The sequence below is a fragment of the Bacillus thuringiensis genome, assembly GCF_022095615.2.
Lineage (GTDB): Bacteria > Bacillota > Bacilli > Bacillales > Bacillaceae_G > Bacillus_A > Bacillus_A cereus_AG.
Genome location: NZ_CP155559.1, coordinates 1,668,811 through 1,689,914, shown reverse-complemented (window position 1 = coordinate 1,689,914; position 21,104 = coordinate 1,668,811). Strand labels below are relative to the sequence as shown.

Genomic DNA, 21,104 nt, shown 5'->3' with positions numbered 1-21,104 from the left:
TTTTACTCCTCCTCTATTTTCTTAATCTCATAATCAATTTCTAAAAACTTAACTCCAAATATCCACATTCTATGATTAGCTTCTAATATGTGATCCGTGCGCTCTTTAATAATAAAAGTCTCTGCTAACGGTAAACGTATTGTAAAGAAACGAGTATGTAAATAAATCCCCTCATCCCCCTTACCATTTTTTCTCAACTTACTAGTAATGATTAAATCATTACTCTTATCACATAATTTCAAAACTCCCGTCATATTCGAATATGGTAAAGGTAATGCAATATTCATATATGTCTCGTTCATATATGTATGCTTTGAGTAAAGAGCTACAAATATAGATTCTCCTGCTTCATTTTTTCTTAGCCAAGCCCTTACATTCTCTCTTCCATCCTTCTCATCTATTATCCCGACGATAGAGCCATACATCGTTTCCCACTTGCCGCCCATTCCTAAATGTATTTGTCCTACACGTTCACTCATTTTCTCATAGCAAAATGCAACCGGGCGGAACCAACGATTCCATTTAATATGCGATTGCAACTCATACTCTTTTGTATTTTCATAGAAACGAGTAATACTTAAAGGAATATTCGTCACGTCAAGTGCCTCACTATGAAAATCATTCAATTTATCAACTAAACCTTTGTATTCCTTGCTATCTATTAAATTTTTGTTATGTAAAAATGCTTCCCCAACTGTCTTATTTCCTCTTAACCTGCTCATTGGTTTCCCGTAATAGTTATAATTCGGAGCACTCTTTTCAACCATCCAGGCGACAAATACTGGTAATGCAACTCCAATTCCATTGACAACACCGTGAATCCAAACCATTTGAGCAATTGTAATCGTCATTACATGTTTCACATTTCCGTATGAATATATAAGTGAAAACATAATTGTTACCATGAGCGTACTAGACGATATGATCAGAAGAATCTTTGCACTGATAGCATTAAATTTCGTGCGCCAAACATAAATCCCATAACCATAAATCGCACATAAATATAGGAACACTGCAAAAAATTCAAATATCCTTGAGTACGTAATTCCTACTGCAACTGTCATAGGTGAAATGACGATGACAAACATAATAACATCATATACTTTACTTCTCTTTTCTCTTTTTCTCCCAATTAAACCAGCTGATAACGGCAATAGAAATGCCGAATAATGAAAGTGTGCAGCGGTAAGCAAAACAATGTCAGAACTAAAGTGCATAATAGAGAGTTTTGCTACTGAAGCAAAAAACCAAAAACCACCTAAAAACAAATAAATAAACGCACTATCTATAGCCGTTTCTTCTAATGGCTTCCATCCTCTTTCTAGTAATCTATTTATACCAAATAACGCAACGATCCCCGTATATATAAACCAAATTATCGCAAAGAAATATTGATTTGTTACAAATGATAACATTGCACTAATTGCTGCGACCGGATATAAAAACGATACGGCTTTATAAAATAATACATACGATCCATTTCGTGTTCTTGTATCAATAATACACAAAGACATCGGTATAAATAACAAAATAGATAATAATATAATTGCTTCAACAGGGTTTACATACGGCCACTCACATATTAGAAAAACAATATAACAAGCAAGACCAAATATTATATTTCTCATATCGTTTATTCCCTCTCTACAAATGTTCCTCTATATGAAAATAATGAACCAATTAACGGATTTCGTACTTGTACGTGAATTCGAAAACATTGTAATTCGTCATCATAACTTTCAACAATGTTTGCCTCTCCGTATAAAAGTTTCGGCAAAGGAATTTTTCTTCCAAACATATAACACCATTGTTTCTTTGAAGAAATATGCATTGCTCCTAACTCATCAATATGAAAATTTAAAGTAGAAACGAGGATATGTGGTTCACCAAAATAATCTACAATTTCATTATTCTCTTCATCCAGTTGCATAACCGCATTAAAATATCTTTCCTTATCATGAAAATAAAACGTACGATTCCACCTTACAATTTCTATTCCATCTTTATCTCGTCCAGCAGTATTATGTATTACAAAAGGCACTTTTTTTCCCCGTTCTGAGAAAAACATACGAAACCTTGATGCAATCTTTAAAATCAATTTAACGAAAAAAGAGCCTCCGTAAATTTCATCCATCTTTCCTTTCCCAATAAAACTATTTTTTTCTGTAATCTCATAGCGTTTCTGTAATTTCGGGTGAAGTTTTTTATAAGAATCCCCTAATAGTCTTTCATACATATTAGACATACATTATCCCTTTCTCGTCCTCTTGCAATTTTTTGCACTTGGCAAATCGAAGCTATTCATATAACCGACAATCGATACTCCAATTAGAAGCAGATTTAACGTAATTGGATTAAACGGCTCTGTAAAGCTTGCAATATTCATAAATCCTGCTGCTATCGTTAAGGCTATTAACATGAAAATATGTAGTACAAATAAATTACGTTTTGGAAATGGAAGTAACCATATGACACCAAAAATAACTTCTAACAGCCCAATTATTTTAAGAATAAAAATACTATTTTCATTTGAACCAATTATGACCGAAAGCATTTTCACTTCTTCTGGATGGGTAAAGATTATTTTCGGTACAATCCCTTGATATAGCCATACAAAAGCAAATAAAAAACAAACGAGCCAATATGTCATTGTTCTTCTAATTAGCAACCTAGGATGAAGTCCCTTTTCTAACCATAATTTTAAAGCATCAAAACTCCAAGCAGTCGCAGAACCTAATAACGGGCGAAAAACATATGAATCTATTACATTCCCTATACGACCAAATCTTGTATCATAATCATATTGTGTTTCAAAATGAATATATTCATTATTCGGTGTATATTTCCAATACCCACGTCCAATGTGTATAAGTGATAATTGATTGTCTGTCCAAAATTTCAAAGAAGAAATCCGTTCTCCAGTTTCTTTTCTTATCTCACCTATCGATTCCCCTTCTCCGGCTATTTCAAGTCCAAATCCAATTTTTGTCTTATATAAAAACTTCTGTGGTTCTCCTGCTTTTTTCTCTAAATACGTGATTTCTGTAAAACGAACATCCCACTCTGTATGTATATCTGGTTCTTGTGTATGCTCCCATAGTTTCTCCATTGTTGTTTTCATTTCTGTCGAAACATAAATAGTTTTTTTCCCCTTCATTCTTCCACCTCCAATTCACTATAATGTTAATGTACATGTAATAAATTTATTTTGCTACATTTTTCACAAACTTCTTTGTCAATAGAAAGAATTTTTAAAATATATATAAAACACTTGATTCCACGAAAAATTTAAATTATTATAAAACAAATGTTACCAACAACTTCATAAATCAAACACTCTCGCCTAAAACGTGAGATAGAGGTTGCGATACTTATGATTATTCTAATGGAGACACAGAGATGTCTATGAAATTAGATGAAAGGAAGTATTGCCGAAATCGATAATTTTCTCTGCATTTATCGATTGGGGCTGTTTTCGAATAGAAACAGAACTGTCATATGTACAGAAGTGTATGTATGAAGAGCTATCTACAAAAAAGAGATATCATTTTCATGGTATTCCTTTTTTGGCGGTTTTTTTATTAGCTCCGTTTTCTGTTTCCCTTTTCCTGTAACAGCACCATCCTCACTTATTTGAGATGGTGTTTTTTGTTTTTTCTCTGGTAACTACAGGAATATTGGGATTTATATATGTCCTAATCTATTCTTAAAAATGGATGAAAGAAGGAATTCGTAATGGAAACGATTGTACAAAAATTCGGTGGCACTTCTGTCGGAAATGTCGCGCGCATTCAACATGTAGCAAATTTAATTATTGAAGAATATGAACGAGGACATAGTATCGTCTCTGTCGTTTCAGCAATGGGAAAGAGCACAGATGAACTTGTAGCACTTACTAACGCTATTACAGAAAATCCAAGTAAACGTGAAATGGATATGCTTCTATCAACAGGAGAGCAAATAACTATTTCATTATTAACGATGGCACTACAAGCAAAAGGTTATAACGCGATTTCATTAACAGGATGGCAAGCTGGTATTACGACAGAATCTGTACATAGTAGTGCACGGATTACTGACATTCATACAGATCGAATTCAATCTTATCTTACTGAAGGTACGATTGTTATCGTAGCTGGCTTCCAAGGAGTTAGTGAAAACCATGAAATTACAACGCTTGGCCGCGGTGGTTCTGATACAACTGCTGTTGCATTAGCCGCTGCATTGAAAGCAAAAAAATGTGATATTTATACAGATGTAACAGGCGTATATACGACGGACCCACGAGTTGTAAAAGATGCTTATAAATTAGATGAAATTTCTTATGACGAAATGTTAGAACTTGCAAACCTCGGTGCTGGTGTATTACACCCTCGTGCTGTTGAATTCGCTAAAAATCATAATGTTATTTTAGAAGTTCGCTCAAGTATGGAACAAGAAAACGGAACAATTGTAAAAGGAGAATGTAACATGGAACAACAATCAATCGTTAAAGGTATTGCATTTGAAGATAATATTACACGTGTCACAATAAAAGGATTAGAACAAGGATCGCTTTCCACTGTTTTCTCTACATTAGCAGCGGCACATATTAATGTAGATATCATCATTCAAAGTATTACAAATGAAGGAACTGTTCATCTCTCCTTCTCCATCCACTCGAGTGATTTAAAAGAAACTTTAGAAGTGTTGGAACAAAACCACGAAGCACTTCACTATGAATCTGTAGAACATGAAAATCATTTAGCAAAAGTATCAATCGTAGGATCTGGTATGGTATCTAACCCTGGAGTTGCCGCGAATATGTTCACTACTTTAAAAGAAGAAAATATTCATATTAAAATGGTAAGTACATCAGAAATTAAAGTGTCTGTCGTTATTGACCGCCTTCATTTAGTAACAGGTGTTGAGGCGCTGCATCAATCATTTATGGCGAAAATTGAGCCTTTAGTGCAGATGAGTTAAGTTTCACCGGTAAAACTTAAAACAAATGAGATGAATCTATTTCCTTCCTATATAAATAGAAACAGAGCGGGAATATTTTGTGGGAAAGTCGAAGTCGTTCTATCGAATAACAACTACACTATCAAGTTCTTAAAACTACTTGAACATGATAGTATTCACGAAATAAAGTTCATACGCATCTCAATAGTAGAAGATTTTCGAAGTGTTGTTCGTTAATAAGATGCTATATGATATACTTAAAAAACACCTTGTCACATTCTCCTACACTGTGACAAGGTGTTTTTGTTTAGAAGGAATTTGGAACTTTTTAATAGTATAATTATGGAGATGATTAGATAACACACTTTTATATATAAGGAGATAAAGACAATGACAAAAAACAAATTACTAAGAATGGACAATGTCAGCATCGTTGTAGAATCCCTTGATAACGCAATCTCTTTCTTCGAAGAGATTGGTTTGAAACTCGAAGGGAGAGCAAATGTCGAAGGTGAATGGGCTGGTCGCGTAACCGGACTCGGTTCTCAGTGCGTAGAGATTGCTATGATGGTTACCCCAGATGGCCATAGTCGAATTGAACTTTCGCGATTTCTCGCCCCAGCTACTATAGCAGATCACCGAGCAGCTCCTGTAAACGCCCTCGGTTATTTACGCGTCATGTTTACCGTTGAAGACATTGACGAAATGGTAAATAGACTTACTAAGCATGGTGCAGAGCTCGTTGGCGAAGTAGTTCAGTACGAGGACTCATATCGACTTTGCTACATTCGTGGAACCGAAGGCATTTTAGTCGGTTTAGCGGAAGAACTCGGTAACAAACAATGAAGTGATGTATTATATATTAAACCACTATATTTTTAACCACGTCCTAACTTTAGAACGTGGTTATGCTTGTTTGAGCTTTTAAAAATGTATTATCATTTTACACATAGATTTCAAGACTCTATCCAAATCGTTCTTTAACATATTACCAACATCCAAAAATCATCATAAAATAATTTAATTATTCATTTTATCCTTTCCTAGGAAATATAACTGACTCTTCTCATTTTATATCTTATCGCTCTTTCCCATAAAAAAACGATCTATATTCATTCAAAATAACTTTCTTCACGTCAGAGTAAAAGACCATCATGAATAGTGCAACGCCTAAGACAACCACTTGCATTCTTTCATAATCAATGAAAGCACTCATAATTAATAAACCGCAGCCAATATAAAAACCAAATTCATTCTCTTTCTCAAAATCCTCATTTTCTTCATCAATATGTATTTTTTCTTTTAAATTTTGATTCCCTTTTATTAGCTCATCTAGCGTCACGTTATACATTTCGCTAAGCAAAATCAAATTTTCAATGTCAGGACAGCTTTTATCATTCTCCCATTTGTATACTGCCTGCCTTGTCACACCAATCTTTTTAGCAACATCCTCTTGTGAAAATCCCTTTGACACTCGTAGTTTTTTTAACTGTTCTCCTAAGCTCATAACGTCCCCTCCTTTAACAAATTATTACACAAAAAGAGATATAGAAGAAAGAAACCATTAGTAAAATTCACTGTAAACCATTCGTTTACACAATAAAAAAGAGAGAGGATAACTCTTTGAGCTACCCTCTCTCACTTCTATTAAAACAGATGAATGTTTTCTTTCTTGCAAGCTTCACGTAAATCGTCAGGCCATACAGAAGATTGAACTTCACCGATATGTGCTTTTCGTAAGAAGTACATGCACATTCTTGATTGTCCAATACCACCGCCAATTGTTAATGGTAGTACGTCTTCTAAAATACCTTTATGGAAATCGTACTCACGTTTGAAATCTTCGCCTGTTTTCGTTAATTGCTCATCAAGTGATTTGCTATCAACACGAATTCCCATTGATGATAATTCGAATGAAGATTGTAATACTGGGTGCCAGAATAAAATGTCACCGTTTAATTTCCAATCATCATAATCAGCTGCGCGCCCATCATGCTTTTCACCTGAACGAAGTGCATCACCAATTCCGATAATGAAGACTGCACCGTGTTCTTTTGCAATTGCATGTTCACGATCTTTCGGTGTTAATTCTGGATATTTATCTTCTAGCTCTTGGGAAGTAACGAACACGATTTCTTCTGGTAAATACTTTCCAAGGAACGGATACTTTTCAAATAAGTGATCTTCCAAATCTTTGAATATTCCATAAATTGTTTGTACTGTTTGTTGTAAGTAATCTACAGTACGCCATTCTTTTTGAACGATTTTTTCCCAATCCCATTGGTCAACGTAAATGGAATGTGTTGCATCAAGTTCTTCATCACGACGGATTGCGTTCATGTTTGTATATAAACCTTCACCAGCTTCATAGCCATATTCATGTAATGCGAATCTTTTCCACTTCGCTAGTGAATGAACAATTTCTAATTCTTCTCCTGAATGTAACATATCAAATTCAATTGGACGTTCTACACCGTTTAGGTGATCGTTTAATCCTGATTTTTTCGTTACGAATAATGGTGCAGATACGCGGAATAGTTCAAGGCGTTTTGCTAACTGGTCCTCGAAAAATGTTTTAACTTCCTTAATTGCGATTTGCGTCTCTCTTACTGTCATTAATGATTGATACATGGTGGTTTCCTCCTAAAATGTTTGGATGTTGTGAAAAGAAGCCAACAAAAAAAGCCCTTCTTTCCCAAAAAACTGGGACGAAAGGCTTTGGTTCCGCGGTACCACCCAAATTAGCAACAGAGGTTGCTCACTTATACAGTACGGAGATGAAATATCTCGATACTGCTCTTCTTGTAACGGCGAAGTTCCCGGCTAAGTCTACTTTCCTATAAAGGATTTTGGTTAGCAACTCCAGGAGGTTCTTCATAATAGGCTTCGTATCAGGCTCACACCACCCCTGACTCGCTTAGACTACATCCTACTACTACTCGTCCTTTCATAGTCGTTTTGTTGTCACATCTCTGAAACATTTTATTAATGATTATTCTATACAAAAAATAAAGAAAGTCAACAAAAAGTTTAAAAATATTTTCAATTCTTTATTTTAAGGCTTTATTGATTGTTGTTAATTTAACGTCTTTATTTTTTCTGTCTCGTCAACCCAAAAAACGTTTCACTAACCGAAACTAACGTATACACAACAATTAATGTAATCGTTCGAAATATAGAATCCGCAGTATTTCGTATTATTTTCATTTTCTTTGTAATTCCTTTCAGCTTACTTGCAAATTCATGATATACTATAGCATTCAAGCAGTTTTTTTTACTTAAAGCAAACATAGTCATTTATAAAGAGTATTTTCTAAATCATTGACTATTATCAAATCAGATTTTTTATATAATGGAGTGATCATATGAGCAAAACGAAAGCAAAACCGAAAAAAGGTGTAGGACAAGGTACAGGAAGTAAAGGATGGAATCGTTGGCAATCAAGTGCAAAGAAAAAGGCAGCTGCAAAACCATACAAAAGTAAAGGTACAAAGAAGTAAAATAAATAGTGTCTTATTTCTTTACTTTGTTCAAAATAAAATATTATTATTACAACAAAAAGCTATGCTCTCATAAATTTGAAAGCATAGCTTTTTCATATTAAATCATTAAAATATCTCGAATTTCTTCCTCCGTGATTGATGATAATTTCTCGTCTCCAGGCTCAATCACTTCAGCGATTAAATTTTTCTTACTCTCTTGCAGTTCATGCATTTTTTCCTCAATTGTTCCGTGAGCCACTAGCTTAATAACTTGTACCGTATTTTTTTGTCCCATTCGATATGCTCTATCAGCTGCTTGTTGTTCAACTGCTGGATTCCACCATAAATCGTATAATATAACCGTATCGGCACCCGTCAAGTTAAGGCCCGTACCTCCAGCTTTTAAAGAAATAAGGAATAGATCCCCTTCCCCTTCATTAAATCGATTGCATAGCTCTACACGCTCCTGCGAAGGTGTACTCCCATCTAAGTAAAAGTATGGAATTGCTTGACGATTTAACTCACGACCAATAATGGAAAGCATCTTCGTGAATTGAGAAAAGATAAGAATTCTCTTCCCTGTACTTCTACATTCCTCTAAAATCTCTAACAGTTGTTCAAATTTAGCTGAACTGCCCTTATAATCATCAACAAACAAAGCAGGGTGACAACAAATTTGGCGTAATCTTGTTAATCCCGCTAAAACTCTAATTTTATTTTTGCGTAACGTATCTTTGTCTAAATGTTTTAACGTTTCTTCCCTTAATTTCGCTAAATACGCAGCATACAATCTCTTTTGATCTGGTAACAACTCCGATGATTGTAGATGTTCTATTTTATCTGGCAACTCATTTAATACATCCCCTTTTAACCTTCTTAATACAAATGGTTTGACCCGCTTCGCAATATCTTCACGCCTTAGATCACCGAACTCTTTTCTTCCTGGTAATAATTCTGGGAAGACAACATGGAAGATAGACCATAGCTCTTCTAATGAATTTTCTACAGGCGTTCCCGTTAGCCCGAAACGATATTCAGCTTGAATTGTTTTCACTGCCCTTGCAGTTTGCGTTGTAGGGTTTTTAAAAGCCTGTGCTTCATCAAGAAATAGTGTATGAAATGGCCTCGCATACAATCTTATATCTCTTCTCAGTAATGGATATGACGTAATCACAACATCAAATTCCGCTATATCTTTTAAGATTTTCCGTCTTTCTGCTTGATTTCCATCTGCAATAACTGCTTTAATATGTGGGGCAAATTTTTTCAACTCGCTTAACCAGTTATAAACTAGAGACGATGGAGAAACAACTAATATAGGTAGTTCCTTTTCTCGAATTTCCGGCAACACAGAATCTATATAAGCAATACTTTGCAGCGTTTTCCCAAGTCCCATATCGTCTGCTAAAATACCGCCAAAACGGTAATAGGCGAGTGTTTTCATCCACTCGAATCCGTATACTTGATACTCTCTCATTACAGCATGTAAAGTTTGCGGCACCGTAAACTTTAATTTTTTCGGATTTTGAATGTTTCCAACTAACTCTTGAACAGACTCATCTAAACTTAAAACATTACCTTCGTGAAGTCCGTTCATCCATTTCACACTCCGAATAAGTGGAACATTCACTTCTTCCCCATGTAAAAATTCTTTTCGAATACCCGATTCTTTTACAAACTGATTAATTTCATTAAACTCTTTGCTCTCTAGTGATAATAAAGAACCATTCGCTAATCGGTAATATTTGCGTTTCTCTTCAAGAGCGACTAATACACCTTTAATTTCCGCTTCCGGTATTCCTTTTATATCAAAACGAAATGACAACCAATCAATTCTTTCTTTTCTTCTTACCCTAATAAGAGGGGCTGTATCCCCTTTATGAATGCGTAATTTAATTGCTGTCGTCGCATAAATATCAACTAAGCCTTTTAACGTTGGAACGACGTGATATAAAAAGTTATACTCAGCCTCTTCATTATGTATAAAGTAACCGCCTTCTGTTTTGGCGAAGGCACTTTCACTCATAATTTCTAAAATCTCTTTTTCCTTTTTCTCATCACGATTAAAAACAGACGGCTGCCCGTCTTCTTCTAGTGGACTAATCACGACGTTGCCGTAATGGAATTCGAGACCAGCTAACAAACGATTTTTCACTCGATCTAAATACAATTTTGCTTTTAGCGAAGGCGTTTCAACACGATCTGATATTACTTCATCAATGCGTACCGTACCAAGTTTCATTAACCCAGGCACAACTTTCGCTACGAAATGTTCCATCTTATTTTCAGGAATATAAAACTGATTGCTATTTGAGCGACTCATCATCTTTTGTAATTCAATAAGTCGCATACAATCCTCCATCGGTAAATGATATAATTTCCCATCGTAAAGAGCGTTGTTATACATTTCCATAACTTGAACACGATTTAAGCCGTCTATATGAAGTGTAAACCCGCCATTATTGCCTTTCGTAAACTCAAAATGTAATGGCAATAAACCTTTTGAAATTTGTAAGCCATGAAACAGTTGTTCATTTTGTTTCAGCTGTACATACCCAACTTTAGAAAGTGAAGAAAGCATATCTTTCCACGAAGCTGGCGGTATAAATATCATACTTTCGTCTTGTTTCGCATGTACTTCTAATGCATCTTCATACATTTTTTCGTTATGATATATTTTAATGAGTTGTTGTATAATCGCGTCCGTTTCTTGTTTAAAACTGTGTACATCTGGCGTGTATGTAAATTCATTGGAACAATGAAAAGTCTCTCTCTTCTCCACTTTAGAAAGAAATTCTCTAATATGATTTATAAAATATGTTTTCGCAAGTTTTAACTGAATTCCAAGAAGGGCCCCACCACTTTTCGTAGCCACTGGTGAACATATAAAAGCAACATCTAATATTTCACGTGTATCAAAACGGTGTTGTTTACTTTTTGGCCTCAGTGGTTTGTCTGCAAACAACTGAAACATCCCATTCGTTAATTGATCATTCCCGCTCATATTTTCACTACTAGCAGAGGTCATCCCACCCGTTTGCTGATTACAATTTATTTGTATTAGTACGGCTGCAACATGTTGACAGTACGTTTGAAAAGACGCTAACGAAGGACAACTACATCTCGCAACTACATCTCCTTTTTGAGCTTTTTCTACTGTAACATGAAAATCTTCATTCCCTTTTACCGTCGCCTCACAAATTTCTTTCGTTTCATCATAATGATTCACGATTACTTTATTTGCTTTATAATAAGCTTCGCCTCTTTTATATGAGGTTTCTCCGCATACTTCTTTAATAATCGATTTATTTAATGTAAAACTCATTGTTTTGACACTTCCTTAATGTAAAACCATTTTCTCTTACTTAACATTTTACATGCTTCACGAGAAAATATAAAATGTTGATTTAACAAAAAAAGATGCTTATTTATAAGCATCTTTTCACTCTATCTCCATCAACCGTTTCGCCTCAAAATACAACACTTGAATAAATTTTTTCGTATTAATTCGTATGTGGCCAGAAGTTGCTACTTCATCCTTCGTCATTTCTGTCATCCGTTTTCTAACTACAGTGAAATCAAAAAATTTTGGAGCATAGCTTTCAAATTTCGGATTTGAAAAGTCTGTTAGTCCGAGGGAGGCTAAATGATTCAATGATTGATAAATCGCTCTTCTTACACGTTGTTCAGATGCTTTTCTTTCCTTATCTATATCTGCATCCGAAGCTATATGATTTAATTTTTTTAATGTTATTTGGTGAAAAATATCTTTTAATGCCGGAAATCCAAATTCAAATGTTTGCGCCTTTTCTTGTCCATATAAATATTCCAGCATACTAAGTAAATCTTTACTTCCGTTCTCTCCCGCAATACCTAGCTCTGATAGTAAGAAGCGTCCGGAATCTGCTATCTTTTTTGCTTCTTGCACCGGTTCATTGCGCATTTGCGGTTGCTCCCACTGAAACACGTTATTCAATGATTTTTGAATATCATGTATGGAACGCTCCAAGCGAATCCGTTCCATTACTTTTCGTACGACAGATTCAACTTCAATTTTGTTTAGTGGTTTCGTAATATAATACTCCACACCAAGTGTATACGCCTCACCAATGAGCTGTTTCGATTCAACTTGGGAAATCATAATAATTTTCCCATTGAATGAAGGCGCTATATGGCGAACTGTTTCAATGCCGTCTCTCATTGGCATGAGTAAATCAATAAATAAAATATCTACTTTTTTATAATTTAACTGTTCTGCTTCAATAAACGCTCCATCTTCCGATTCTCCAATTACTTCCCCAAGATCGCCATCCTCAATAATGTGCGAAAGCATTGAACGGAAAACTTCATCATCATCTACAATATAATAAAACAAACCTATTCCCCTTCCCGCTTTAAACTATACTCCGGTAAACAAACGATAAACTTACACCCTTTTCCAGTTTCATTGTCTTCTAATCTTACTTCTCCGCCGAGCTCTGTTACCATTTCGTGTATGTAAGAAAGTCCAATACCTGTGGACGGTGTTCCCGTTTGATCATACTTTGAAGTAAACCCAGGCTTAAATACTAATTCCTTATACTTTTGTGCAATACCAGGGCCATCGTCAATTACTTCAAAGATTACATGTTGATCCCGTTTATATAACTTAATATTTATGAGACCTCTATTTTCAATTGCTTCCACTGCATTGGCAACTAAGTTATTAAAAATTGATAAGACTGTATACACGGGATATGCAGCGTGTTCACCTTCTATATGTTTAGAAAAACGTATATCTTTCTCTAGCATTTCAGCATACTTTTCATTTATTCTTACAATCATTTCTGTAAGCTCATGTCCTTCTACATACTCAGCCACATTTTTATCTAATAACAGTTTAGATAATCCTGCAAAAATTCTTTGATTATCCTTTTTTATTTCGTGCACTTCTCCTGCTATTTTCAATGCTGTTTTACTACTGGAATCATCGTTCGCTTGTAAGTTTCGATATAGTTGATATGCTTCTTGTGTAATCAATTCTGCATTTTGTAACGTTTTTTTCAAATGAACAGATTCTACATATAAATTGGACAAGTGCATTAACATTTTTTCATTTTCTTTTCGAACTTGTGATTCTTTTAATTTCGTTTCATATAAATTCATCATATTTAAAAAACCGAGTGCAAAGAAACTACGAAAAATAGCAATAATAATTAACTTATTCACTTCAGAAATTGTTATTGTTGTACCGAGCACTACCATATGATATATCGCTAGTTCTGACATACTTGCGATCATTTCAATTGTAATCCCAAGGCAACCAATAACAATTGGATTCTGATGAAACTTATTCACCCTACAAAGCGAAAAAAGACTTCCATAAATAAAATAATAAAAGAACACAGGATAGCGCAAATAAAATGATTCTGTCATATGAAATGAACCTTGCATAATCCAGTCCAGACATACGCGGAATAAAACGACACATATTCCGACAAGAACACCTGCAGCAGCTGCTGGTATTCTTCTTAAAAATAATAATAAAAAGAAGAAAAGCGGTGTCCCAAAGCTAACGCGAAACGTATCGTTAAAAGGATGAAAATTAAGCTCTCCAGCAATCGGAACAACAACCATTAATATAATTAAAAGGGATATATCTTTCTTCCATAACTGATTCCAATTCAAAGGTGCCACTTCCTATACTTTTTGTCAGTAGTAAAAGTGAAAGCCCGTTTATTATAATAAACGGGCTTTATTTCTATATTCTAACCTTATCTACCGCTTTTATTTGGCGATACTCTGGCTCCCAGATTGCTTCCTTCACTGCAATCTTGATATCGTTATCACTTAAGTTCTCTCTAGCAACACCTTCTGCAACAGCAACTTTCGCTACTTCAATTGCAACCATTTCCGAGATATTACGTAACTCTTCAACTTCTGGCAAAATAGGTGCTCCTGGCTGACTTGTATCTACCATGCTTGCAACTGCTTCAGCAGCTGCTGCAAACATTCCATCCGTCATGACGCTTGCACGTACGACAATTGTTCCAAGACCAAGTCCCGGGAAAATAAGTGCATTATTCGATTGTCCAATCACATACGTTACACCGTTATACGTAACCGGTTCAAATGGACTTCCTGTTGCAACTAACGCTCTTCCTTCTGTCCACTCAATTAAATCAGCCGGTTTTGCTTCAGCAAGTGGCGTCGGATTCGACATTGGTAAAATAATTGGTCTTTCTACATGAGAAGCCATTTCTTTAATAATCTCTTCTTTGAATGCTCCTGCAACAGTTGATGTACCGATTAAAATTGTCGGTTTTACATGCTTCACAACTTCAGCAAGTCCGATCACATCATTTTGTTTCCACTCACTTACTTCCGATTCTCTTCTTGCATATGGAATTTGGAAATCAAGAAGATCTTCCATATTATCTGTAACTAACCCGTTACGATCAATACACCAGAAACGCTTATATGATTCTTCTTCTGATACGCCTACGCGGACCATTGCATCTCTAACTTGATCCGCGATACCGATTCCAGCCGTCCCAGCACCAAACACAACAACGCGGTGTTCACTTAGCGGTACACCCGAAACTTTCACTGCCGATAACACAGCCGCAAGTGAAACTGCACCTGTACCTTGAATATCATCATTAAATGTACAAATATCATGACGATATTTATCTAAAATTTTTCGTGCATTTCGAGAACTAAAGTCTTCCCAATGTAATAGTGCTTTCGGGAATTGCTTATTTACCGCTTGTACAAACGTATCAATAAACTCATCGTAAGCTTCACCAGTTATACGAGGGTGACGGTTTCCAATATAAAATGGGTTGTTTAATAGTTCTTCACGATTTGTACCTACGTCTAGAATTACCGGTAATACACGACTAGGATCGATTCCAACCGCAGCCGTATAAACAGCTAATTTTCCGATGGCGATGTTAATACCACCAACGCCCCAGTCACCAATTCCAAGTATGCCTTCTCCATCTGTTACAACGACTAAATCAATATTTTCTGCTGTTGCACCGATATTCGCAAATGCTTCTTCAATACCTGACGAATCGTTAATTGATAAATACACACCACGTGGTTTACGATATTCATGACTATATCTTTGAATCGCTACACCGACTGTTGGTGTATATACAATTGGTAACATTTCACGTAAATGATTTGTTAATATACGATAAAATAATACTTCATTTCGATCATGCAATGCTGTTAAGTATACATTCTTTAATAAATCATCCGGCTGAGAACAAAATTGCTCGTATGCTCGGCGTGCTTGTTCTTCTAATGTTAAAACTGCTGGCGGTAATAACCCTTTTAAACCTAATTCTTCTCTCTCTTCTTGCGTGAAAGCGACCCCTTTATTTAAAAGTGGTGTTGATAATACTTCTACTCCTCTTAATGTCGTTTCTAATGAACCATTAGAAGCTACTGTAAACTTACTCATAACATCCCTACCTCTATTCATATATAGCATTTCTATATTGTAAACAAAAAAGAGGGGCTTGTCCCCCCTCTTTTGTTAATTTTTCTTTAAAAGAGTTGCTCCTGCAATCCCTGGGTGTGTCATTTCGAATGGATCTAGAATTAACTCTAAATCTTCTTGTGATAATACACCATTTTTCACACAAAGTTCTCGAACGGATTGCCCTGTTGCGATTGCTTCTTTCGCAACGCGAGCTGCTGCTTCATAACCGATATGAGGGTTCACGGCTGTAATAATTCCTACACTTTTCTCAACATACTCTTTTAAGCGATCTTCATTCGCTTCAATTCCTTTTAAGCAATTATCTGTAAAGGCACGGAAACCATTATTCATAATGCTAATTGATTGAAGTAAGTTGAAAACAAGTACTGGTTCCATAACGTTTAATTCTAATTGTCCTGCTTCTGAAGCAAGGCAAATTGTATGGTCGTTACCAATTACTTGGAACGCAATTTGATTAATTACTTCTGGCATAACAGGGTTTACTTTCCCTGGCATAATAGATGAACCTGGTTGACGAGCAGGTAGCATAATTTCCGCTAAGCCAACACGTGGACCTGATGCCATTAAGCGAAGGTCATTTGCAATTTTAGACATATTCATCATACACACTTTAAGTGCTGCAGATACTTCAGTGTATGCATCCGTATTTTGCGTTGCATCTACTAAATCTTCTGCACCAACAAGTGGTAGTTCACTAATTGTAGCTAAATGTTTTACAACTGCTTCAATATATTCTGGATCCGCATTTAAGCCTGTACCGACTGCAGTTGCTCCCATATTTACTTCATATAAGTGTTGACGTGATTGCTGAATTCGTTTCATATCACGTTCAAGTACGCGAGAGTACGCTTTAAATTCTTGTCCAAGACGAATTGGCACAGCGTCTTGTAAATGTGTACGACCCATTTTAATAACATGATCGAACTGATCTGCTTTTAATTCAAATACATCGTGCATATAGCCCATCGTTTGTAATAAACCTTCTAATGCGTTTAATGTTGCGATATGAATTGCCGTTGGGAATGCATCGTTTGTTGATTGCGCCATGTTTACATGACTATTTGGACTAATATAATGATAGTCTCCTTTTTCCATTCCTAATAATTCAAGAGCACGATTGGCCATGACTTCATTTGCATTCATGTTCATTGAAGTACCTGCTCCGCCTTGGATTGGATCCACGATGAAATGATCATGCCACTTTCCATCAAGAATTTCTTGAGCAGCTTCTGCGATCGCGCCGCCCTTGTCCAACTCCAATCTTCCTACATCTGTATTAGCAAGCGCTGCAGCTTTTTTTACAATTGCGAACGCTCTAATTAAACCTTCATGGATTTTGTATCCTGTAATTGGGAAGTTTTCAACCGCACGCATTGTTTGTACGCCGTAGTATGCATAGTTTGGTACTTCTTTTTCACCTAAAAAATCTTTTTCAATTCGAACGCCATTTTTAACTTCAGTTAATGTTGCCATGATTATTCACTCCTTAACGATTTCTTATGCTGCTTTTGTTTCTTTGACTGTTTCTACATATTGTTTTGCTTTCTCGTCATCGAATTCGCCTTCCCACTTCGACATAACAATGGCCGCTAATGCATTTCCTAATACATTGACAGCTGAGCGAATCATATCTAAAATGCGGTCAATTCCCGCAATCAATGCGATGCCTTCTAGCGGTAATCCCATTGATCCTAACGTTGCTAATACAACAACGAATGATGCCCCCGGAACTCCCGCCATACCTTTGGATGTTAACATGAGAACGAATAATAGCGTTATTTGCTCCGTCAGTGACATGTGAACACCGTACATTTGTGCAACGAACAATGCCGCTAACGCTTGATAAATAGCTGATCCAGTCAAGTTAAATGTATAACCTGTCGGAATTACGAAAGAGGCAACTGCCTTTGGACAACCGAACTCTTCCATCTTTCTCATTATATTAGGTAAAACAGCTTCTGAACTTGCTGTCGTAAATGAAAGAATAAGTTCTTCTTTTAAAATTTTCATTAATGTAAAAATGTTTACGCCAACCATTCGTGCATTAATACCTAATACAATCACAACGAATAGTATAACAGTTACGTATACAGCTAGCACTAGTTTTCCTAAAGGAAGTAGTGTTGCTACACCAAATTTTGCAACCGTAACAGCAATTAATGCGAATACACCAAATGGTGCGAATTTCATCACTTGATTTGTAACCCAAAACATCGCTTCGAGTACACCTTCAAAAAAGTTAAAAACAGGCTTTCCCTTTTCACCGATTGCTGCAACTCCTAAACCGAATAGTACTGAGAAGAATATAATCGGTAATAAGTCACCTTGTGTAATAGACTCAAATATATTTTTCGGTACAATATGAACAATCGTTTCTGCAAAGCCTTTCTTCTCTGTTGCATCTGCTGTTTGTTTATAAGAAGAAATATCACTTTGCTGTAAATTACTCATATCAACGCCAGTACCTGGTTGGAATATATTCGCTGCAAGTAATCCCATTAAAATAGCAATCGTCGTAATAATTTCGAAATAAAGAATTGTCTTACCGCCCAGTTTCCCAAGCTTTTTCATATCGCCTACACCAGCTACCGCAACAATTAATGCTGAAATAACAATTGGTACTACAATCATCTTAATTAAGTGAATAAATATATCCCCAATTGGTGTGATATAAGAAATCGCCGTTTTATTGCCATAAAAGACTGCCCCTACTACAATCCCTAAAACAAGCGCGACAAAAATTTGTGTTGCCAATCCGAATTTTTTCATCTATGTTCATCCCCTTCATGCGAACGCTTTCAATTTGAATTTATAAAAGCTACTCACACATCTTATAAGCGAACCTACAAAATCATACAAAAACCTACAAGTTCGTCACAAAAAATTCGAAAATTTTTCTTTTCTTTTTCATTGACACCTTTTCATTAAAAAGAAATAAAATATACTTGATAAGTAGTCAGATTGTTTCGTATAATCAAAAAGATATATACTTACAAAAAATCAAAATGAAAAGGAGTGGATGGTATGAAAAATTATGTACAAAAATTCGTCCTATCTTCTTCTTTTCTTTTTCATTTTCTCCAAAAGGAACAAAGGCATTTGCCTTTGTTCCTTTTTTATTGCGATCTATATAGGGGGAATTGTTATGAGGCCATATAAACGTGTCTTAATTAAATTAAGCGGCGGTGCACTTGCCGATCAAACCGGAAATAGCTTTAACTCCAAAAGATTAGAACATATCGCAAATGAAATTTTATCCATTGTTGATTTAGGTATCGAGGTATCTATCGTCATCGGTGGCGGTAACATTTTCAGAGGTCATTTAGCTGAAGAATGGGGAATTGATCGTGTAGAAGCTGATAATATTGGTACGTTAGGTACAATCATTAATAGCTTAATGCTACGCGGCGTGTTAACAAGTAAAACAAATAAAGAAGTGCGCGTTATGACTTCCATCCCGTTTAATGCTGTAGCTGAACCATACATTCGCCTACGTGCAGTACATCATTTAGATAACGGTTATGTGGTCATTTTTGGCGGTGGTAACGGGCAACCGTTCGTTACGACAGATTATCCAAGTGTTCAAAGAGCCATTGAAATGAATAGTGACGCAATATTAGTTGCAAAACAAGGAGTAGATGGCGTCTTTACTAGTGATCCAAAACATAATAAATCAGCGAAAATGTACAGAAAACTAAACTATAACGATGTTGTTAGGCAAAACATTCAAGTCATGGATCAAGCCGCTTTATTACTTGCCCGTGATTACAATTTACCTGCACACGTCTTTAACTTTGATGAGCCTGGTGTAATGAAAAGAATTTGCTTAGGTGAGCATGTCGGGACATTGATTAGTGATGATGCTTCATTGCTTGTGCATGAAAACTAATTATTTCTCATTAAAAAAGGGTGTCTATAAAAGACATCCTTTTCCATTAACCTTTATAAATAAAAATCCACCAATCCTGCTAATCTCTCCTTACAACGCTCCCAAAACGATAACTTCTCAAAAAATTCTTTCGTCATTTCTTTCGAATCATGAAAATCTTGCGCTAATGCCGTATTCACTTCTGATACGATAGTTCCCCCATGAATATACAAGTTCATCTCATCATTTATATAAAAGCTACGAGCCGTAAAGTTTGTAGTACCGATAACGGTTAATTCATTATCAATAAGCATTAACTTCCCATGAAACATCCCTTTTTTATAACCGTATACCGCAATCCCGTTATTAACAGCTTGGCGTATGTACGGATATGCCGCTTCTTTAATAAGAGGAATATCTGGTTTATATGACCAAAGTACCTTTACTGTAACACCACGTTTTTGCGCTTCAATTAAAGTATTCATTAGTTCTTTATTTTTTGCTATAAAATAAGGGGTTGTAATTACGATTGAATGCTTCGCTTCTTTTATTAATTCGATATATTTTTCAGCGACGTGATGCCCATTGTAACTAGCCATAGAATGCAACGTGTTCCCTTTACTAGCTTTATTCGTACTTCTCTTTATATGTTCTGTCGTATCTCGTTTCCAATCTAAAGCGAATTGCTCTTCTAAATCTTTTGCTCCTTCTCCTTTTATCCGCACATGATAATCACGCCAATATCCAAATCGCTTATCTTTTCCTAAGTACTCATCTCCCATATTAAACCCACCTGTATATCCAATCTCCCCATCAATCGTCGTAATACGGCGATGATTACGATGATGAAGTGAATAAAAGCCAAATGGCAATTCAGGTTTTCTACTATATGTAAAATGCACACCACTTTCCCGCAATTCATTTATCATCTTTCTTTCAAATGATAAATCATTAATGCGATCAACTGATAAATAGACGTTTACTCCTTCTTTTGCCTTCTCTTTTAATAAGTTTAAAAAAGTATGGCTACTTTTATCATCTGACAAAATAAAAAAATACGTGTAAATAGAACTTTTCGCTTCTTTTATATCAGTAAACAACTGTTTATAAAACGGCTTTCCTTCTACATATAATTGAAAGTCGCTATAATGAGGAGCGTATTCTATCGGCATGTTTTTTCCAGCTTCCATTTTTCTACCTAAAGTAACGTCAATATGCATCCAAATTAAAATAAAAACTAAAATAGCAATGATAATAGAAGTAACTCGTAATATTTTCTTAATCATTTTAATTTCCTTCCGCTCGTTTTCTTTCC

General features: G+C 35.5%; 16 protein-coding genes, 1 riboswitch and 1 other annotated feature. Of the genes, 4 read left to right on the top strand and 12 right to left on the bottom strand.

The window, feature by feature from the left end:
* Window positions 1-2: 2 nt before the first annotated feature.
* From KZZ19_RS08790 to KZZ19_RS08780, 3 genes are read right to left on the bottom strand one after another with little or no spacing between them, the layout of a single operon-like run.
* Window positions 3-1,628 (bottom strand): YndJ family protein, encoded by a 1,626-nt coding sequence (locus KZZ19_RS08790; RefSeq protein ID WP_237981434.1) that lies wholly within the window; start codon window positions 1,626-1,628, stop codon window positions 3-5.
* 5 nt (window positions 1,629-1,633) lie between these two features.
* Window positions 1,634-2,245, bottom strand: a complete 612-nt coding sequence (locus KZZ19_RS08785; RefSeq protein WP_237981435.1) for a DUF4166 domain-containing protein — start codon at window positions 2,243-2,245, stop codon at window positions 1,634-1,636.
* A gap of 3 nt (window positions 2,246-2,248) precedes the next feature.
* On the bottom strand, window positions 2,249-3,157 hold the full coding sequence (locus KZZ19_RS08780; RefSeq protein ID WP_237981436.1) for a DoxX-like family protein: 909 nt from the start codon (window positions 3,155-3,157) through the stop codon (window positions 2,249-2,251).
* A 191-nt stretch (window positions 3,158-3,348) separates the two neighbouring features.
* A riboswitch (Lysine riboswitch) is annotated at window positions 3,349-3,535 on the top strand.
* A gap of 200 nt (window positions 3,536-3,735) precedes the next feature.
* Here KZZ19_RS08780 and KZZ19_RS08775 point away from each other — a divergent pair.
* Window positions 3,736-4,965 carry an aspartate kinase gene (locus tag KZZ19_RS08775; RefSeq protein WP_237981437.1) on the top strand — a complete coding sequence of 410 codons (1,230 nt, stop codon included), beginning with the start codon at window positions 3,736-3,738 and terminating at the stop codon, window positions 4,963-4,965.
* 369 nt (window positions 4,966-5,334) lie between these two features.
* Window positions 5,335-5,790, top strand: a complete 456-nt coding sequence (locus KZZ19_RS08770) for a VOC family protein (RefSeq protein WP_237981438.1) — start codon at window positions 5,335-5,337, stop codon at window positions 5,788-5,790.
* A 232-nt stretch (window positions 5,791-6,022) separates the two neighbouring features.
* Here KZZ19_RS08770 and KZZ19_RS08765 read toward each other — a convergent pair whose 3' ends face one another.
* Both KZZ19_RS08765 and asnA read right to left on the bottom strand, forming a co-directional pair.
* On the bottom strand, window positions 6,023-6,451 hold the full coding sequence (locus tag KZZ19_RS08765; RefSeq protein WP_237981439.1) for a helix-turn-helix domain-containing protein: 429 nt from the start codon (window positions 6,449-6,451) through the stop codon (window positions 6,023-6,025).
* A gap of 140 nt (window positions 6,452-6,591) precedes the next feature.
* Entirely contained in the window at window positions 6,592-7,575 is a 984-nt protein-coding gene (gene asnA, locus KZZ19_RS08760) for an aspartate--ammonia ligase (RefSeq protein WP_237981440.1), read from the bottom strand.
* Between the two features lie 70 nt (window positions 7,576-7,645).
* Window positions 7,646-7,904: a binding site (T-box leader), on the bottom strand.
* 405 nt (window positions 7,905-8,309) lie between these two features.
* On the opposite strand from asnA, the gene KZZ19_RS08755 reads away from it, so the two are divergent.
* Window positions 8,310-8,444: a DUF3934 domain-containing protein gene (locus KZZ19_RS08755; RefSeq protein WP_000047588.1), complete on the top strand. Its 135-nt coding sequence runs from the start codon at window positions 8,310-8,312 to the stop codon at window positions 8,442-8,444.
* 100 nt (window positions 8,445-8,544) lie between these two features.
* On the opposite strand, the gene KZZ19_RS08750 is transcribed toward KZZ19_RS08755, so the two are convergent.
* The 6 genes from KZZ19_RS08750 to KZZ19_RS08725 form a co-directional block, all read right to left on the bottom strand.
* Window positions 8,545-11,751 carry an SNF2 helicase associated domain-containing protein gene (locus tag KZZ19_RS08750; protein WP_237981441.1) on the bottom strand — a complete coding sequence of 1,069 codons (3,207 nt, stop codon included), beginning with the start codon at window positions 11,749-11,751 and terminating at the stop codon, window positions 8,545-8,547.
* A 117-nt stretch (window positions 11,752-11,868) separates the two neighbouring features.
* Entirely contained in the window at window positions 11,869-12,801 is a 933-nt protein-coding gene (locus tag KZZ19_RS08745) for a response regulator (protein WP_237981442.1), read from the bottom strand.
* 2 nt (window positions 12,802-12,803) lie between these two features.
* The gene (locus KZZ19_RS08740) at window positions 12,804-14,102 is read right to left on the bottom strand and encodes a sensor histidine kinase (protein ID WP_237981443.1); all 1,299 of its coding nucleotides are present in this window, start codon (window positions 14,100-14,102) and stop codon (window positions 12,804-12,806) included.
* Between the two features lie 64 nt (window positions 14,103-14,166).
* Window positions 14,167-15,879 (bottom strand): oxaloacetate-decarboxylating malate dehydrogenase, encoded by a 1,713-nt coding sequence (gene malS, locus KZZ19_RS08735; protein ID WP_237981444.1) that lies wholly within the window; start codon window positions 15,877-15,879, stop codon window positions 14,167-14,169.
* A 75-nt stretch (window positions 15,880-15,954) separates the two neighbouring features.
* Window positions 15,955-17,394, bottom strand: a complete 1,440-nt coding sequence (gene aspA / locus KZZ19_RS08730) for an aspartate ammonia-lyase (RefSeq protein WP_088095944.1) — start codon at window positions 17,392-17,394, stop codon at window positions 15,955-15,957.
* 24 nt (window positions 17,395-17,418) lie between these two features.
* The gene (locus KZZ19_RS08725; protein WP_088095943.1) at window positions 17,419-18,690 is read right to left on the bottom strand and encodes a cation:dicarboxylate symporter family transporter; all 1,272 of its coding nucleotides are present in this window, start codon (window positions 18,688-18,690) and stop codon (window positions 17,419-17,421) included.
* 376 nt (window positions 18,691-19,066) lie between these two features.
* Here KZZ19_RS08725 and pyrH point away from each other — a divergent pair, with 376 nt between their 5' ends.
* A complete protein-coding gene (pyrH, locus tag KZZ19_RS08720) occupies window positions 19,067-19,810 on the top strand; it encodes a UMP kinase (RefSeq protein WP_237981451.1) in 744 nt (247 codons plus the stop codon).
* 53 nt (window positions 19,811-19,863) lie between these two features.
* Here pyrH and cls read toward each other — a convergent pair whose 3' ends face one another.
* Window positions 19,864-21,075: a cardiolipin synthase gene (gene cls / locus KZZ19_RS08715; RefSeq protein ID WP_237981452.1), complete on the bottom strand. Its 1,212-nt coding sequence runs from the start codon at window positions 21,073-21,075 to the stop codon at window positions 19,864-19,866.
* Window positions 21,076-21,104: the final 29 nt, after the last annotated feature.

Excerpts from the sequence above, each read along its gene's own strand:
- cls (WP_237981452.1), bottom strand. The coding sequence starts at position 21,075 with ATGATTAAGAAAATATTACGAGTTACTTCTATTATCATTGCTATTTTA.
- KZZ19_RS08755 (WP_000047588.1), top strand. The coding sequence starts at position 8,310 with ATGAGCAAAACGAAAGCAAAACCGAAAAAAGGTGTAGGACAAGGTACA.
- KZZ19_RS08770 (WP_237981438.1), top strand. The coding sequence starts at position 5,335 with ATGACAAAAAACAAATTACTAAGAATGGACAATGTCAGCATCGTTGTA.
- KZZ19_RS08790 (WP_237981434.1), bottom strand. The coding sequence starts at position 1,628 with ATGAGAAATATAATATTTGGTCTTGCTTGTTATATTGTTTTTCTAATA.
- pyrH (WP_237981451.1), top strand. The coding sequence starts at position 19,067 with ATGAGGCCATATAAACGTGTCTTAATTAAATTAAGCGGCGGTGCACTT.
- KZZ19_RS08765 (WP_237981439.1), bottom strand. The coding sequence starts at position 6,451 with ATGAGCTTAGGAGAACAGTTAAAAAAACTACGAGTGTCAAAGGGATTT.
- malS (WP_237981444.1), bottom strand. The coding sequence starts at position 15,879 with ATGAGTAAGTTTACAGTAGCTTCTAATGGTTCATTAGAAACGACATTA.
- KZZ19_RS08785 (WP_237981435.1), bottom strand. The coding sequence starts at position 2,245 with ATGTCTAATATGTATGAAAGACTATTAGGGGATTCTTATAAAAAACTT.
- aspA (WP_088095944.1), bottom strand. The coding sequence starts at position 17,394 with ATGGCAACATTAACTGAAGTTAAAAATGGCGTTCGAATTGAAAAAGAT.
- KZZ19_RS08725 (WP_088095943.1), bottom strand. The coding sequence starts at position 18,690 with ATGAAAAAATTCGGATTGGCAACACAAATTTTTGTCGCGCTTGTTTTA.
- KZZ19_RS08750 (WP_237981441.1), bottom strand. The coding sequence starts at position 11,751 with ATGAGTTTTACATTAAATAAATCGATTATTAAAGAAGTATGCGGAGAA.
- asnA (WP_237981440.1), bottom strand. The coding sequence starts at position 7,575 with ATGTATCAATCATTAATGACAGTAAGAGAGACGCAAATCGCAATTAAG.
- KZZ19_RS08780 (WP_237981436.1), bottom strand. The coding sequence starts at position 3,157 with ATGAAGGGGAAAAAAACTATTTATGTTTCGACAGAAATGAAAACAACA.
- KZZ19_RS08775 (WP_237981437.1), top strand. The coding sequence starts at position 3,736 with ATGGAAACGATTGTACAAAAATTCGGTGGCACTTCTGTCGGAAATGTC.